Annotated in this window: 15 protein-coding genes; 9 read left to right on the top strand and 6 right to left on the bottom strand. The window is 69.8% G+C overall.

The window, feature by feature from the left end; translation table 11 throughout:
* Positions 1 to 67 precede the first annotated feature (67 nt).
* Genes KIH27_RS02770 through KIH27_RS02745 form a run of 6 tightly spaced genes read right to left on the bottom strand, consistent with a single transcriptional unit; the run spans position 68 to position 4,821 of the window.
* On the bottom strand, positions 68 to 613 hold the full coding sequence (locus KIH27_RS02770) for a YybH family protein (RefSeq protein WP_214091383.1): 546 nt from the start codon (positions 611 to 613) through the stop codon (positions 68 to 70).
* A gap of 2 nt (positions 614 to 615) precedes the next feature.
* The gene (fdx, locus tag KIH27_RS02765) at positions 616 to 822 is read right to left on the bottom strand and encodes a ferredoxin Fdx (protein ID WP_214091382.1); all 207 of its coding nucleotides are present in this window, start codon (positions 820 to 822) and stop codon (positions 616 to 618) included.
* 5 nt (positions 823 to 827) lie between these two features.
* Positions 828 to 2,192, bottom strand: coding sequence for a lanosterol 14-alpha demethylase (cyp51, locus tag KIH27_RS02760; protein ID WP_214091381.1), 1,365 nt, complete (start codon positions 2,190 to 2,192; stop codon positions 828 to 830).
* Positions 2,189 to 3,016 carry an SDR family oxidoreductase gene (locus tag KIH27_RS02755; protein ID WP_214091380.1) on the bottom strand — a complete coding sequence of 276 codons (828 nt, stop codon included), beginning with the start codon at positions 3,014 to 3,016 and terminating at the stop codon, positions 2,189 to 2,191. Before KIH27_RS02755 ends, cyp51 begins: the two co-directional genes overlap by 4 nt.
* The gene (locus KIH27_RS02750; RefSeq protein WP_214091379.1) at positions 3,017 to 4,231 is read right to left on the bottom strand and encodes a cytochrome P450; all 1,215 of its coding nucleotides are present in this window, start codon (positions 4,229 to 4,231) and stop codon (positions 3,017 to 3,019) included.
* Positions 4,228 to 4,821 carry a TetR/AcrR family transcriptional regulator gene (locus KIH27_RS02745; protein ID WP_214091378.1) on the bottom strand — a complete coding sequence of 198 codons (594 nt, stop codon included), beginning with the start codon at positions 4,819 to 4,821 and terminating at the stop codon, positions 4,228 to 4,230. Before KIH27_RS02745 ends, KIH27_RS02750 begins: the two co-directional genes overlap by 4 nt.
* 137 nt (positions 4,822 to 4,958) lie before the next feature.
* Between KIH27_RS02745 and KIH27_RS02740 the strand changes: the two genes are divergently transcribed.
* The 9 genes from KIH27_RS02740 to KIH27_RS02700 all read left to right on the top strand — a co-directional run bounded on the left by KIH27_RS02740 (position 4,959) and on the right by KIH27_RS02700 (position 14,907).
* The gene (locus KIH27_RS02740) at positions 4,959 to 6,428 is read left to right on the top strand and encodes an aldehyde dehydrogenase (RefSeq protein WP_214091377.1); all 1,470 of its coding nucleotides are present in this window, start codon (positions 4,959 to 4,961) and stop codon (positions 6,426 to 6,428) included.
* 13 nt (positions 6,429 to 6,441) lie between these two features.
* A complete protein-coding gene (locus KIH27_RS02735; protein WP_214091376.1) occupies positions 6,442 to 7,194 on the top strand; it encodes an SDR family oxidoreductase in 753 nt (250 codons plus the stop codon).
* Positions 7,191 to 8,039 (top strand): NAD(P)-dependent oxidoreductase, encoded by an 849-nt coding sequence (locus tag KIH27_RS02730; RefSeq protein ID WP_214091375.1) that lies wholly within the window; start codon positions 7,191 to 7,193, stop codon positions 8,037 to 8,039. Before KIH27_RS02735 ends, KIH27_RS02730 begins: the two co-directional genes overlap by 4 nt.
* Before the next feature lie 10 nt (positions 8,040 to 8,049).
* Complete coding sequence (locus tag KIH27_RS02725) at positions 8,050 to 8,496, top strand: carboxymuconolactone decarboxylase family protein (protein WP_214091374.1); 447 nt, start codon at positions 8,050 to 8,052, stop codon at positions 8,494 to 8,496.
* A gap of 225 nt (positions 8,497 to 8,721) precedes the next feature.
* Positions 8,722 to 12,591 (top strand): hypothetical protein, encoded by a 3,870-nt coding sequence (locus KIH27_RS02720; RefSeq protein ID WP_214091477.1) that lies wholly within the window; start codon positions 8,722 to 8,724, stop codon positions 12,589 to 12,591.
* A 131-nt stretch (positions 12,592 to 12,722) separates the two neighbouring features.
* Entirely contained in the window at positions 12,723 to 12,959 is a 237-nt protein-coding gene (locus KIH27_RS02715) for a FitA-like ribbon-helix-helix domain-containing protein (protein ID WP_214091373.1), read from the top strand.
* Positions 12,956 to 13,354: a type II toxin-antitoxin system VapC family toxin gene (locus KIH27_RS02710; RefSeq protein WP_214091372.1), complete on the top strand. Its 399-nt coding sequence runs from the start codon at positions 12,956 to 12,958 to the stop codon at positions 13,352 to 13,354. Before KIH27_RS02715 ends, KIH27_RS02710 begins: the two co-directional genes overlap by 4 nt.
* A gap of 31 nt (positions 13,355 to 13,385) precedes the next feature.
* The gene (gene purD, locus KIH27_RS02705) at positions 13,386 to 14,654 is read left to right on the top strand and encodes a phosphoribosylamine--glycine ligase (protein WP_214091371.1); all 1,269 of its coding nucleotides are present in this window, start codon (positions 13,386 to 13,388) and stop codon (positions 14,652 to 14,654) included.
* A 106-nt stretch (positions 14,655 to 14,760) separates the two neighbouring features.
* On the top strand, positions 14,761 to 14,907 hold the full coding sequence (locus KIH27_RS02700) for a hypothetical protein (protein ID WP_214091370.1): 147 nt from the start codon (positions 14,761 to 14,763) through the stop codon (positions 14,905 to 14,907).
* The last annotated feature ends 20 nt before the right edge of the window (positions 14,908 to 14,927 follow it).

Genomic DNA, 14,927 nt, shown 5'->3' with positions numbered 1-14,927 from the left:
ATAGCGGACCACCCGGTAGCGGAATGGTTAGCGTGAAATCACTTGCGCCCCAACCGCATCGACACCATCACCACAGCGGCGCCGGGGTTTTCCCGAGCGGGTAGTAGCCGGGCAGCTTCTCGCCGGCCATGCTGCGCTGGATGCGCTGCTGCATGCCCTCCGACAGCTTGCCCGCCTTGATCAACTCCAGGTACAGCGCCGAGACGTGCCCGAAGTCGAAGAAGTCCCGCTGCCAGTCCCACTTGCCGTCGCCGGCGTAGCGGAACCAACTGCCGCCGATCCCGTGGATCTCCGCCTGGCTCCCGTCGGCATCGGTCGCGACCTGCTTCCAGAATCCCACCACCTCACCCTGCTTGTCGTCGATGATGACCCGCTGGTACGGGTAGCTCCAGCCGTGCAGACCCTCCATCTCCAATCCGAGGGCGATGTCGCGGATCTCGTCGATCCCGACGCACATGACGTCCTCCTTCGGCCCGATGTTCCAACCGTAGGTGGCGTCGTCGGTGTAGAACGCGGCCAGATCGCGCCAGTCGCCGGTCTTTTCGGCATCCCGGTTGGCCTGCAGCCAGCGCTCGACGACATCCTCGAGCTCAGCACGGGGGAAAGCAGGCATGGTCACTCTTTCTCTCGGATGGACAGGGCCCGGGTGGGGCAGGCGCGCACCGCGCGCTCGACCTCGGCGCGGGCCTCGTCCGGTGGTTCGGAGTCGAGGATCTGCACCTTGCCGTGTTTGGGCACCCGGAAATAGTCGGGTGATTCCAGTTCGCACATGGCGTGCCCCTGGCACAAGTCCAGGTCGACCTCGACGATGTACTTGCCCATCTCGATCACCTCGCGGATTCACGACGGCGGTAGCGCACCTTGGCCGGGCGGGCCAACTGCACCACCATCTTGGAGTGGTCATTGCGGTAGGACTGCGGTGGTTGCGACATCTCGAAGGAGTACTCGCGCAACAGAACCGAGAAGATCGCCTTGATCTGCATGGTGGCGAACGCCGCGCCCAGGCAGCGGTGGCGGCCGGCGCCGAACGGGATCCAGTTCCAGCGGTGGACGACGTCCTCCTCCCGCGGTGGCAGGTAGCGCTCGGGGTGGAACTCGTTCGGGTCCGGGAAGGACTCCGCGATCCGGTTGGACACCGCCGGGGACGCGGCCACCATGTCGCCGGCGTGGATCGGATATCCGCATACCTCGAACTCGCCCTTGGCAATCCGCATCAGCACGATCAGCGGCGGATGCAGACGCAGCGCCTCCTTGAGGGCGTTCTCCAGGTGCGGGATCTGCCGCAGCGCATGGAAACTCACCTCGCTGCCGTCGGCGTACAGTTCGTCGAGTTCGGCGACGACGTCGGCGAGCACCTGCGGATTGCGCAGTAGTTCGATCATCGTCCAGGCGGTGGTGCCGGAACTGGTGTGATGTCCGGCGAACATGATCGAGATGATGATCCCGGTGATCTCGTCGGCGGTGAACCGCGGATCGCCGTTCTCGTCGGGGATCGACACCATCACGTCGATCATGTCGCGACGCTTCTTGTCCTCCTCCGGATTCGCGATGCGGCCGTTCATGATTCCCTGCACCAGTTCGACGAGCTTGACCCGCGCCTCGTCGCGGCGCCGGAAACTCTCGATCGGAAGATACGGGTCGACGTAGCACAGCGGGTCGGTGCCGCGCTCCAACTCGTAATACAGTTCGGCGAACCGGCCGTCGAGTTCATGACGGAATTTCCGGCCGATCAGGCACGCGGTGGACGTGTAGATGGTCAGCTCGGCGAAGAACTCCAGCAGGTCTATCTCGCCGCTGTCGCCCCAGCCGTCGATCATCTGGCGGACTTCGCGCTCGATGGTTTTGGCGTGGCTGCGCATGTGGTCACCGCGCAGCGCGGTGTTGTGCAGCATCTCCGCACGGCGCTCCGGGGGCGCGTCGAACACCACGCCGTTGCCGAAGATCGGCGTCATGAACGGGTACGCCTCAGCCTGATCCAGTTCCTCGTCGGTGGCCCGGAAGAAGAACTCGTTGGCCTCGGCGCCGGTGAGCAGCACCACCTTCCGGCCGGCCAGGTCGAACCAGCCGACGTCCCCGCACTCGTCGCGGACCCGAGACATCAGCCCGATCGGGTCGGTGCGGAACTCCTCGAGGTGGCCGTGCTCGGCCTGTCCGCCGGAGACCCGGGGCACCTCGGTGGTCGACGTCGTCATGACGGCATCCCTTCGTCGGGAAGTTGCAGGTGCTGCCGCTCGGAGGCGGTGTCTTTCAGCGGCGCCTCCGGTTGGACCTCCATGTTCACGATGTGCGCGCCACGCGGGGTCTCGGCGACGAACGCGATCGCCCGGGCCAGATCGGCCGGCCGCAGGAAGTAGCTGTGCCGGGCCTGCCCCCACTTGGCCCAGTCCTCCAGCATCGGCCCGACCTGCTCGGCGGTGAGCTGCCAGCCCATCCCGGTCAGCGTCGGGCCGGGATGCACGATCGACGCCCGCACCCCGGTGCCCTCCAACTCCATCTGCAGATTGGTGACCATCGCGACCAGGGCGGCCTTCGCGGCGCCGTACGCGCCCATGTGCGGGCGTTGCCGCAGTGCCACATCCGAGCCGACGAAGATGACGTCGCCGCGCCGGCGGGCCACCATGTCCGGCAGCACCGCGGCGGCCAGCCGCTGTGCGCCGACCAGGTGCACTTGGATCTGGTCGTTGAACGCTTCGGTGCTCATCTCGTGGATGCGGCCCGGCACCATGTCCCCGGCACCGGACACCAGCAGTTCGATCTCGCCGAGCGCGTCGATGCTCTGCGCGACGAACGATTTCACCGAGTCGGCGTCGGTGACGTCCAGTGGAAACGCGACCGCCTCACCGCCGGCGTCGTTGATCGTGGCCACCAGCTCCGACAGCTTGTCGGTGCGCCGTGCGCCCAGGGCGACCGGAAAGCCGCGTCGCGCCAGCTCTTCCGCGGTCGCCGCGCCGATCCCCGACGAGGCGCCGGCGACGATGGCGGGGCGGCGTGCCGGGGGAGCGTCGAAACGGGGCATTCAGGCACCGGCCTTCCGGGTGACGGTCAGCGGCAGGTTGGCGAAGCCGCGCACGTTCGACGAGTGCACCCGCACCGCGTTCGCCTCATCGATCTCGTAACCGTCGATCCGGGCGAACAACTCCTCCAACACGATCCGGGCCTCCATCCGGGCCAGGTGCGCGCCGAGGCAGAAGTGCGCGCCGCTGCCGAAGCTCAGCAGCTTCGCGCCGATGTCACGGCCGATCCGGAACTCGTCGGGCTCGTCGAACACCCGGCCGTCGCGGTTACCGGAGCCGGGCAGCAGCAGCACCACCGCATCGGCGGGCACCGTCACGCCGTGCAGGGTGAACTCCTTGACGCACTTGCGCGCCAGGATCTGACTGGGGGTGTCGTAGCGCAGGCTCTCCTCCACCCACAGCGGAATGCGCGAGGGGTCGGCGAAGACCGTCGACAGCTGGTCGGGGTTCTGGTGCGCCCAGTACATCGACGTGCCAAGCAGTTTGGTGGTGGTCTCGTTGCCGGCGATCACCATCAGGAACAGAAACGCCATGATCTCTTCGTCGGTGAGCCGGTCACCGTCGATCTCCGCGGACAGCAGCGCCGACGTCAGGTTGTCGGCGGGCGTCTTCTTGAAGTCGGCGATCATCGACGCGTAGTAGGTCATCAACTCCACCGACGCCTGCATCGCCGACGGCGGCACGTCGTTGATGCCCTCCTCGCGGTGCAGCACCCCGTCGGCGAGGTCACGCACCCGGATCCGGTCGGCGCTCGGCACCCCCATCAGTTCGGAGATGACGTCCATCGGCAGCTTCGAGGCGAAGTCGCCGATGAAGTCAAACGAATCACCCAGCGCCATCGCGTCATCCAGATGCCCCCGGGCCAGCGCGAGCACCTGCGGCTCCAGCTCCCGGATGCGGCGCGGGGTGAACGCCCGCGACACCAGGGTGCGCAGCCGCAGATGGCCGGGGTCGTCCATCGCCAGGATCGACATCACCCGGTGGGCGTGCGGCCCGCGGGAAATCGGATCCAGCGACACGCCTTCGCTGTTGGACAGCACGCCGTCGTCGCGGAAGCCCTCCAGCACGTCGGCGTGCCGGGACAGTGCCCAGAAGTTCAGCTCCTCGTTGTGGTAGACCGGCGCCTCCTCGCGCAGGCGGGCGTAGTACGGGAACGGGTCCTCGTGGAAGTCGTAGTCGTACGGGTTGAGCACGGGCTCGGTGAGCTGAGCGGTCACTGGTGTTCTCCTGGTTCGGCTTTGAGGATCAGGCCGGCCGCGTAGCCGAGCCGGTCGATGATCTGCTGATAGGTGAAGACACCGCTGCCGGCGTTGACCAGCGCGCCGAAGAACGTCATCTGCAGGGCCGACACCGTCCGCGGGTCGGCGTCGGGGCCGATCGCCGAGGTGATCCGGCGGTGGATCTCCGCGCCGATCCGGTCGCGCACCGTGCGCACGGCCGGCTCGCCGCCGCCGCTGAGCAGCGCCGTGGTGCAGGCCGCGGCCACCTCCGGTTCGTCGGCCACCACCAGGGCCAGCTCCCGCAGCGCCTGGTTGACCCGCCTGGGCATCGGCTCGTTGACGTCGGTGAAGAACGGCACCCGGCGCACCAGGTCGAGGTAGACCTCGGCGATCAGGTGGTTCTTCGACGAGAAGTAGGTGTAGGCGGTGGCGGGGGCGACCTGCGCTCTTGCGGCGACGGCACGCACGGTCAGGTCCGCGTACGACTTCTCCCGCAGCATCTCCACGCCCGCGGTCAGTACCTTGCGGAACGTCTCCTCCTGGCGACGGTTGCGTGCTGTGACGGGAACCACGGTTTCACTGGACACTTGTCCAAGTTAACCGAGTTGAGTCTGGTCGACAAGTATGCTGGTAAAACTCGGATGTGCCCTTGCGTTGCGCCGCACGGCGGGGCTAGGGTTCGGCTCGGTAAGTCGGACAGTTGTCTAATCCTCGGGGAGTGCACATGGCGTTACCGGCCGACGGCATCAGCAGCCTGCTCATCGACGGCAAGTTGGTGCCCGGCGGTGCCGGGACCTTCGCCACGATCAACCCGGCGACCGAGGAGGTGCTCGGGGAGGCGGCCGACGCCGACGCCGCCGACATGGACCGGGCCATCGATGCCGCCCGCCGCGCGTTCGACGACACCGACTGGTCGCGCAACACCGCGCTGCGGGTGCGCTGCGTGCGCCAACTGCGCGACGTGCTGCTCAAGCACGTCGACGAACTGCGGGAGATGACGATCGCCGAGGCGGGAGCGCCCCGGATGCTCACCGCCGGCGCCCAACTCGAAGGACCGGTGAACGACCTCGGCTTCGCCGCCGACACGGCCGAGAACTACTCCTGGACCGAGGATCTGGGCCAGGCCGCCCCACTGGGCATCCCGACCCGGCGCACCATCGTCCGCGAGGCCGTCGGCGTCGTCGGCGCCATCACCCCGTGGAACTTCCCGCACCAGATCAACCTGGCCAAACTCGGTCCAGCCCTGGCCGCCGGCAACACGGTGGTGCTCAAGCCGGCCCCGGACACGCCGTGGTGCGCGGCCGCGGTCGGCCAGCTGATCGCCGAACACACCGACATCCCGCCGGGCGTGGTCAACATCGTCACCGGAACCGACCATCGGCTCGGTGCGATACTCGCGAAAGACCCACGGGTGGACATGATCTCGTTCACCGGATCCACCGCGACCGGTCGCGCCGTGATGGCCGACGCGGCGGCCACCGTCAAGAAGGTGTTCCTGGAACTCGGCGGCAAGTCCGCGTTCCTCGTGCTCGACGACGCCGACCTGGGCGCCGCCTGCTCGGTGGCGGCGTTCTCGGCCTGCCTGCACGCCGGGCAGGGCTGCGCGATCACCACCCGGCTGGTGGTGCCGCGGGCCCGCTACGACGAGGCGGTGGCGGCCGCCGCCGGTGTCATGGGGTCGATCAAGGCCGGGGACCCGGCCAAACCCGACACCGTCTGCGGGCCGCTGATCTCCGCCCGGCAGCGCGACCGGGTGCAGGGTTACCTGGATCTGGCGGTGGCAGAAGGCGGTACGTTCGCCTGCGGCGGCGGGCGTCCCGACGATCAGCCGGCCGGCTACTTCATCGCTCCGACCGTGATCGCCGGGCTGACCAACGAATCCCGGGTGGCCCGCGAGGAGATCTTCGGCCCGGTGCTGACCGTGCTCGCCCACGACGGCGACGACGACGCGGTCCGGATCGCCAACGACTCGCCGTACGGGCTCTCCGGCACCGTCTACGGCGGCGATCCGCAGCGGGCCGCGGCGGTGGCGGCGCGACTGCGGGTCGGCACCGTCAACGTCAACGGCGGTGTCTGGTACTCCGCGGACATGCCGTTCGGCGGCTACAAGCAGTCCGGCAACGGCCGGGAGATGGGGATCGCCGGGTTCGAGGAATACCTGGAGATCAAATCGATTGCCACTTCGGCTAATTAGGGAAGGCCAGCACATGGGACAGTTCGACGGCAAGGTTTCGATCGTCACCGGCGCGGGCGGCGGGATCGGGCAGACCTACGCCGAGGCGCTGGCACGCGAAGGCGCGGCGGTGGTGGTGGCCGACATCAACACCGACGGCGCGCAGGCGGTGGCCAAGCAGATCGTCGCCGACGGCGGCAAGGCACTCGCGGTCACCGTCGACGTCTCCGACCCGGAGTCGGCGCAGGCGATGGCCGACGCCACCGTCGCGGAGTTCGGCGGTATCGACCACCTGGTGAACAACGCGGCGATCTTCGGCGGCATGAAGATCGACGGCCTGCTGACGGTGCCGTGGGACTACTACCAGAAGTTCATGAGCGTCAACCTCGACGGTGCGCTGGTGTGCACCCGCGCGGTCTTCGAGCAGATGGAGAAACGCGGCGGCGGGGCCATCGTCAACCAATCCTCCACCGCCGCATGGATGTACGCCAACTACTACGGGCTGGCGAAGGTCGGGATCAACGGGCTCACCCAGCAGCTCTCCCGCGAACTGGGTTGGCGCAAGATCCGGATCAACGCGATCGCCCCCGGTCCGATCGACACCGAGGCGAATCGCACGTCGACCCCGCAGGCGATCGTGAAGCAACTGGTGCAGCAGATCCCGCTGTCGCGCATGGGAACTCCGGACGACCTGATCGGCATGTGCCTGTTCCTGCTGTCGGATCAGGCCGGGTGGATCACCGGGCAGATCTTCAACGTCGACGGCGGACAGATCATCCGGTCATGAGCGAACCGCGACTGGGCTACATCGGGCTGGGCAACATGGGCGCCCCGATGGCGAAACGGCTGGCCGGCGCAGCCGGCGGGCTGACGGTGTTCGACGTGCGCGCCGAGGCGATGGCCCCGCTGGTCGACGCGGGGGCCGCGCAGGCCGGCAGTGTGGGCGACGTCGCCGCGGCCGCGGACGTCATCAGCGTTACCGTGCTCGACGACGCCCAGGTGCGGTCCGTCGTCGCCGAACTGGCTGCGCATGCCAAGCCGGACGCCGTCATCGCGATCCACTCCACGATCAGCGACACCACGGCCGTCGAACTCGCCGCCGACCTTGCGCCGCACGGCATCCACGTCATCGACGCACCGGTCAGCGGCGGCGCCGGCGCGGCCGCGAACGGTCAGCTGGCGACGATGGTCGGTGCGCCGCGAGCCGTCTACGAGCGAGTCAAGCCGGTGTTCAAGCAGTGGGCGGCGGTGGTCATCCATGCCGGCGAACCCGGCGCCGGAACCCGAATGAAGCTGGCCCGCAACATGTTGACGTTCACCGCGTACGCCGCGGCCGGCGAGGCGATGCGGCTGGCCGAGGCGGCCGGGCTGGACCTGCAGGCACTGGGCCGGGTGGTGCGGCATACCGACGCGCTGACCGGCGGGCCCGGCGCGATCATGGGACGGGACTCGGCGGGTCCGCTGCCGGCGGATCACTTCCTGCACGGCATCTTCACCCACACCCGGGGGCTCGGCGAGAAGGACCTTTCGCTGGCGCTGGGGCTGGGCGAGGCCACCGGCGTCGATTTGCCGCTGGCGCAGTTGGCCTTACGGGAACTGGCGGGCGCGCTCGGCGTGCCGCACACCGACTAGGGGAGACGTCATGGACGAACTGCGCCGCACCGGCCTGGCCAAGATGAACGAGGTCTACGCCTGGGAGATGCCGGACATGCCCGGCGAGTACTTCGCGCTCACCGCCGACCACCTGTTCGGCCGGATCTGGACCCGCGAAGGGCTGTCCATGCGCGACAAGCGGCTCATCACGCTGGCCGTCGTCACCGCGCTCGGCGAGCAGAGCCTGGCCGAGATCCAGGTCAACGCCGCGCTGCACAACGAGGAGATGACCGACGACGAACTGCGGGAGATGGCCATCTTCATCACCCACTACGTCGGCTTCCCACGCGGATCGGGCTTCAACGCGGTGGTGGAGAAGGTGATCGCCAAGCGCAAGAAGGCCGCCGCGGCCGGGCGGTCCGAGGACAAACAGGCCAACGTCGAGGCGGTGCTGGGCAGACACGGCGGCACGCCCGAAGCATCTGAACCTGCGTAATACCTGGGTAATCATGTTGGGCGGCTCAAGCACGGATATGCACATCTGAACGCGTGCGTTCGAAAAGCGCCGCGCTCTGGCGTCATGAGTACTTGGCGTATGTCTCTCTGGTCAGTCAAGACGATTCGTCGGAAAAAAAATGTCCATTTCCTTGTACCTGCTGAGACTAACTGGTAATCCTAATCACGGTTAGATCTTCGTCACAGTGCGTCTAAGGGGAGTGTGATGGCAAGTTCACATAGCGGCAAAGGTGGTGGGCGACGTCGGTTCGTCGGGGCGTCCTCGGCGGTGGGAGCGTTTCTTGCGTTGGGCCTGACGCCGTTGGCGTTGCCGAGCGCCCAAGCCGATGGCTTGGAGGACATCTTCGACCCGAGTGCGTGGAGCGCACTGTTCGATGCGCCGGATGTGTCGGGCATAGCCGCGCCTGGTGCCGACTTTGATTTCGCTGACTTCTGGACGCCGATCCACACCAGTATCGAGGACTTCGTGGCGAACACGGAGGCCGCGTTCGCGCCGATCAACAACATCGTGTCGCAGATGGCGGCGCAGAGCTTCCATCTTGACACCTGCGGTCTGATCTGTGACGGTGCGGCCGGCACCTGGGCTGACGGCGGCGACGGTATGGGTCAGATGGGTGGGCTGTTCCTCGGTGACGGCGGTGCGGGTGCGATCGGCACCGCGGCGCATATCGACGGCGGTATCGGTGGTGACGCCGGCGGCCTCGGCAACGGTGGTGACGGTGGTGCGGGCTTCACCGGCACCGCGTCGACGGCGGCGTTTGGCACGGCGGGTGCCAACGGTCTGATTGTCGGCGGTGACGGCGGTGCCGGTGGTTCCGGTGGTGAGTGGCTGGGCAACGGTGGCACCGGTGGTGCCGGTGCGAATGCATACATCGACGCCGGCGGCGGTATCCACGCGGCTGGCAACGGTGGGCTCGGTGGTGACTCCGCGAGCAACCTGACCGACCCGGGCGCACACGTCCCGCCGAACGCGGTGGACAACCCCTACAGCAAGGGCGCCCAGGCACTGGACATCTTCGCGATCGGTGCATCCGGCGACGGTGGTGTCGGCGGCGCCGGTGGTAACGGCCTGACCAACGTCATCGACGCTGACGGCCACGGCTCTCTCGACGGTGTGGCGGGTACCGCGACCAGCATCAACGGTCAGGCCGCCATGGACGCGACGGCCGGCGGTAACGGCGGTAACGGCGGTAACGGCGGGGTGTTCGTCGGTTCCAGTGGCGCCGGTGGCGCAGGCGGGGTTGGCGGCACCGGCGGTAACGGCGGAGCGGGCTTTGACGCCACCGCCGCCGGCGGCAACGGCGGCGATGGTGGTGCCGGTGGTGCCGGTGCCGCAGGTGGCCAGGGCGGTGTGGCCGGCAGCAGCTTCGGCAGCATGCTCGGCGCCAAGGGTGTCGCCGGTGCCGGTGGTGCGGACGGCAATGGTGGCAACGGTGGCGTCGGTGGTAACGGCGCCACCGGTGCCGCGGGTACGCCCGGTGTGATCGCCGGGCCCAACGACCTCGGCGGCACCGATGGTGGGACCGGCCAGGCTGGTGGTGTCGGCGGCAACGGTGGCGCCGGCGGTGCCGGTGGCGGTACCACCGGTAACGGTGGTAACGGCGGTGCGGCGGGCAACGGTGGCACCGGTGGTAACGGTGGCCTCGGTGGGGTGAACAACGACGGCATCCCGCCGGTGCACGGTTATAACGCGGCGGGTGCCGGTGGCGTCGGTGGCGCGGGCGGCGACGGCGGTGCTGCCGGTGCCGGCGCGGTCAACGGCCACGACGGACTCCTCGGGGTCGGCGGTAACGGTGGCAACGGTGGTACCGGTGGTGATGCGGCGCCGTACCAGGCCGCGATCGACCCGGGTAACTCGGCGGGCCCGGGTGGCACCGGTGGTGCCGGTGGTGTCGGCGGTACCGGTCTGCACGCCGGTATCGGTGGTAACGGCGGTGACGGCGGTAACGGCTTCAGCGGTACTGACAGTGCCTCGCAGGACGGCGGCGCCGGTGGTAAGGGTGGCGACGGTGGTGCTGCGGTCTCGGTCGCCAACGGTGGCGACGGTGTCGGTGGTAACGGCGGTGTCGGTGGTAACGGCGGTGATGGTGGTGCGGGCAACCTGACCAGCATCAGCCCGCTCAGCAACCTGGGCGCCAACCGGGTGCTCGACGGCGGCAACGGCGGTGTCGGTGGTGCCGGTGGTAACGGTGGTGCCGGTGACGGTGGCAACGACGGCAACGGTGGCGCCGGTGGTAACGGCGGTTCCGGTGGCGCCGGGGTCAATGGCGGCGGCAAGTTCCTCGACGGCACGATCAACACCAACGGCAGCAGCGGCGGCAACGCCGGTGCTGGCGGTGCCGGCGGTAACGGTTTCAACGCCGGTGACGGCGGCAACGCCGGCACCGCAGGCAACGGCGGCAACGGTGTCAACGGGGTTGACGAGACATCCACCGCCCTCGCCACCGCCGGCGGGGCCGGCGGCAACGGCGGCAACGGTGGCGCCGGCGGCGCCGCCGGTACCGCCGCCACCGGCGGCACGGCCGGCACCGTCGGCACCAGCACCAACGGTGCCGACGGCGGCACCGGCGGCAACGGCGGCAACGCCAACGGCGACACCACCAGTCAAGCGACGGCGACCAACGGTGCTGCCGGCGGCAAGGGCGGCACCGGTGGCACCGGCGCCAAGGACGCCGCGGGCGACTTCGTCACCAACGGTGGCAACGGCGGTGCCGGTGGCAGCGGCGGCGACTACTTCGGCACCACGACGGCCGGCATTGGTACTGCTGGTGCCGGCGGTGCCGGTGGCTCTGGTGGCGCCGGCGTGACCGGTGGCACCGGTGGTGCCGGAGGCGACGGCGGTGGACATGGCGCCGACGGCGACACGAACTGGGGCTTCGGCGGCGCCGGTGGCGCCGGTGGCACCGGTGGTGCCGGCACGACCGGCAACGGCGGCGACGGCGGTGCCGGTGGTAACTCGGGCACCATCGACGGTGGCCATCTCGCAGGCGCCATCGGTGCCACCGGTGGCGCAGGTGGCACCGGCGGAGCCAGCGACAGCGGCAACGGCGGGGCTGGCGGCAACGGCGGCAACGGCTCCACCGGTGCGAACGGTGACGCCGGCGGCGCCGGCGGTGCTGCGGGCGCCGGTGGTGCCAGCAACACCGGCAACGGCGGTGCGGGCGGTACCGGCGGTGCCGGCGGTGTCGGCGGCGGCGGTAACACCGCCGGCAACATCAACGGTTCCTTCGGTGGCGCGGGTGGTGCCGGCGGTAACGGCGGCACCAGCACCTCCGGTGCCGACGGCGCCGGCGGTAACGGCGGTAACGGCGGTAACGGCGGCACCGATGTCGGTAGCACCACGTTGGGCATCGGCACTTCCGGCGCCGGCGGCGCCGGTGGGTCCGGCGGTAACGGCATCACCGGCGGTGATGGCGGTACCGGCGGAAACGGTGGCGGCAGTGGTGCCGAGGGTGATACGCACTGGGGCTTCGGCGGCGCCGGCGGCAGCGGCGGCGCCGGTGGCACCGGCACCACCGGCAACGGCGGCGCCGGTGGTAATGCCGGCAACGCAGGCACCATCGACGGCGGCCACACCGGGGGCGCGACCGGTCAATTCGGTGGCATCGGTGGCGCCGGTGGGGCCAGCGACAGCGGCAACGGCGGAGCCGGTGGCAGCGGCGGCAACGGCTCCACCGGTGTGAACGCTGACGCCGGCGGCTTCGGCGGTGCCGGTGGTGCCGGTGGGGCCAGCAACACCGGTAACGGTGGCGTCGGCGGCGTCGGCGGTGACGGCGGCAAGGGCGGCGGCGGTATCACCGGCGGCTTCACGAACGGCGTCAACGGCGGCGGTGGTGGTCTTGGCGGCAACGGCGGTGTCAGCACCGCCGGCACCACCGGTGCCGGCGGGAACGGCGGCAGCGGCGGTAACGGCGGCGACGCCGTGACCGGTGGCACCACCGGCGGCACCGGTGGCCCCGGCGCGGCCGGCGGCGCGTCGGGCACGACCCCCGGCGGTGCTGCCGACAACACCAACGTCGCACCGAGCGGCACCACCGGTGGCACCGGCGGTATCGGCGGTGCGGGCGCCAAGTAGCAGTACCGCTTCAAACCGGAACACCCCGCACGTGGATCCCCCTCCGCGTGCGGGGTGTTCCCGCGTTCGGGGGCGGTAGCGCGGGACTCAGACAAGCCGGCAGGCAAGCGCCGGAGCGCTACAGTGGCGCTATGGCGACGATTCAGATTCGGGAGATCCCCGAGGACGCGTACGAGGTGATCCGGAAACGCGCCCGGGCCGCCGGACGCTCGATCCAGTCCTATATGCGGGACTGGGTGGTTGACTTCGCCGGCCACTCCACCGCCGACGAGGTGCTGGCGGCGATGGCCGCGGTGCGGGACGCCAGTGGCACTCCGGGGGCGACGAGGGAATCGATCCTTGAGGACCTGGCTGCGGACCGGCGGTGACCGACTACGTCATCGATGCGTCGGCGCTTCTCCTCGCACTGATCGGCAAGACTTCCGACGCCGACGAACTCCGGGCGCGGCTGCCGGAGACGCGGCGTCACGCACCGCATCTGATCGACGCGGAGGTCGGCAGCGTGCTTCGTCGGCACGAGCAGGCAGGGCGGATCAGCGGCGATGAAGCCGAGACCGCACTGCGCGCGGCCGGCCGGCTCGTCGACCACCGTTATCCGCACACCGGCGCGCTCGCCGAGCGGGCGTGGGGGCTGCGGCGCAACGTGACTTTCTACGACGGCCTCTACGTCGCGCTCGCCGCCCACCTCGGCATTCCCTTGCTGACCGTCGACACCCGGCTCAGCCGGGCGCCCGGGCTACCCTGCCGGACCGAGTTGGTCTGACCGCCGCCGCCTGCCGATAGGCTGGTGAACCGTGCACGTTCTCGTAATCGGCTCCGGTGCCCGCGAACACGCCCTGCTGCTGGCGCTGAAGAAAGACCCGCAGGTCGACAAGCTGGTGATCGCCCCCGGCAACGCCGGCACCGCCGCCGTCGCCGAGCAGCGCGACGTCGACATCTCCTCCGCCGACGCCGTCGTCGCCCTGGCCCGTGACGTCGGCGCCGACCTGGTGGTGATCGGGCCCGAGGTGCCGCTGGTGCTCGGGGTAGCCGACGCGCTGCGGGCCGCCGGGATCGCCTGCTTCGGCCCGTCGAAGGACGCCGCACGCATCGAGGGCTCGAAGGCGTTCGCCAAGGACGTGATGGCCGCCGCCGGGGTGCGCACGGCCGCCAGCGAGACCGTTGACAACCCCGCCGACCTGGACGCCGCGCTGGACCGGTTCGGGCCGTCCGCCGGCCAGCCCGCCTGGGTGGTCAAAGACGACGGCCTGGCCGCCGGCAAGGGCGTGGTGGTCACCGCCGACCGGGCGGCCGCGCGCGCCCACGCCGCCGGCCTGCTCGACGACGGGCACCCGGTGCTGCTGGAGTCGTTCCTGGACGGCCCGGAGTTGTCGCTGTTCTGCGTGGTGGACGGGGCGACGGTGGTGCCGCTGCTGCCCGCGCAGGACTTCAAGCGGGTCGCCGACGGCGATGCCGGACCCAACACCGGCGGCATGGGCGCCTACGCGCCGTTGCCGTGGCTGCCGGCGGGCGCGCTGGCCGAGATCGTCGCGGACGTCGTCGAACCGGTTGCGGCCGAACTGGTGCGGCGTGGCAGCCGGTTCTCCGGGCTGCTGTACGCCGGGCTGGCGATGACGTCGAACGGGCCGGCGGTGGTCGAATTCAACTGCCGCTTCGGCGATCCCGAGACCCAGGCGGTGTTGGCGTTGCTGGAGTCCCCGCTCGGACAGTTGCTGCACGCCGCGGCTACCGGCACCCTCGCCGACTTCGGCGCGCTGCGCTGGCACGACGGGTCCGCGGTGACGGTGGTGCTGGCCGCCGAGAACTACCCGGGCCGGCCGCGGGTCGGGGACGTGATCGTCGGCGCCGAGGGCGACGGGGTGCTGCACGCCGGCACCGCCCGCCGCGACGACGGCGCGATCGTGTCGTCCGGCGGCCGGGTGCTGTCGGTGGTGGGCACCGGCGCCGACCTGGACGCGGCGCGGGCCGCGGCCTACGACATCCTCGGTTCGATCCGGTTGCCGGGCAGTCACTTCCGCACCGACATCGCACTGGCGGCGGCCGAAGGCCGGATTCAGCTGTAGGTCGCAGGGCGCGGATCGCTCCAAAGAGTCCAGCTATAACAAACTTTGACTGGGTCAAAGTATGTTAAGGGTGGCGTTGGTATCGGTTGCCGGCGGAAGGTGCAGCATGAATTGGCCACCTCACCACAGCGATGCAACCCCGCGTACCCGCGTACCCGCGTACCCGCGCAACCGGGTGTGGGCGGCATCAGCTGTCCTCACCGAGTTGGATGTGCTCTCCGCGGCGATCGGACGCCGCACCATGCTGCAGTGACCACCGTTGAGCCTGCACCG

It is taken from the genome of Mycolicibacter acidiphilus, from assembly GCF_018455725.1.
GTDB lineage: Bacteria > Actinomycetota > Actinomycetes > Mycobacteriales > Mycobacteriaceae > Mycobacterium > Mycobacterium acidiphilum.
This window is presented reverse-complemented; position numbering and strand designations above follow the sequence as displayed.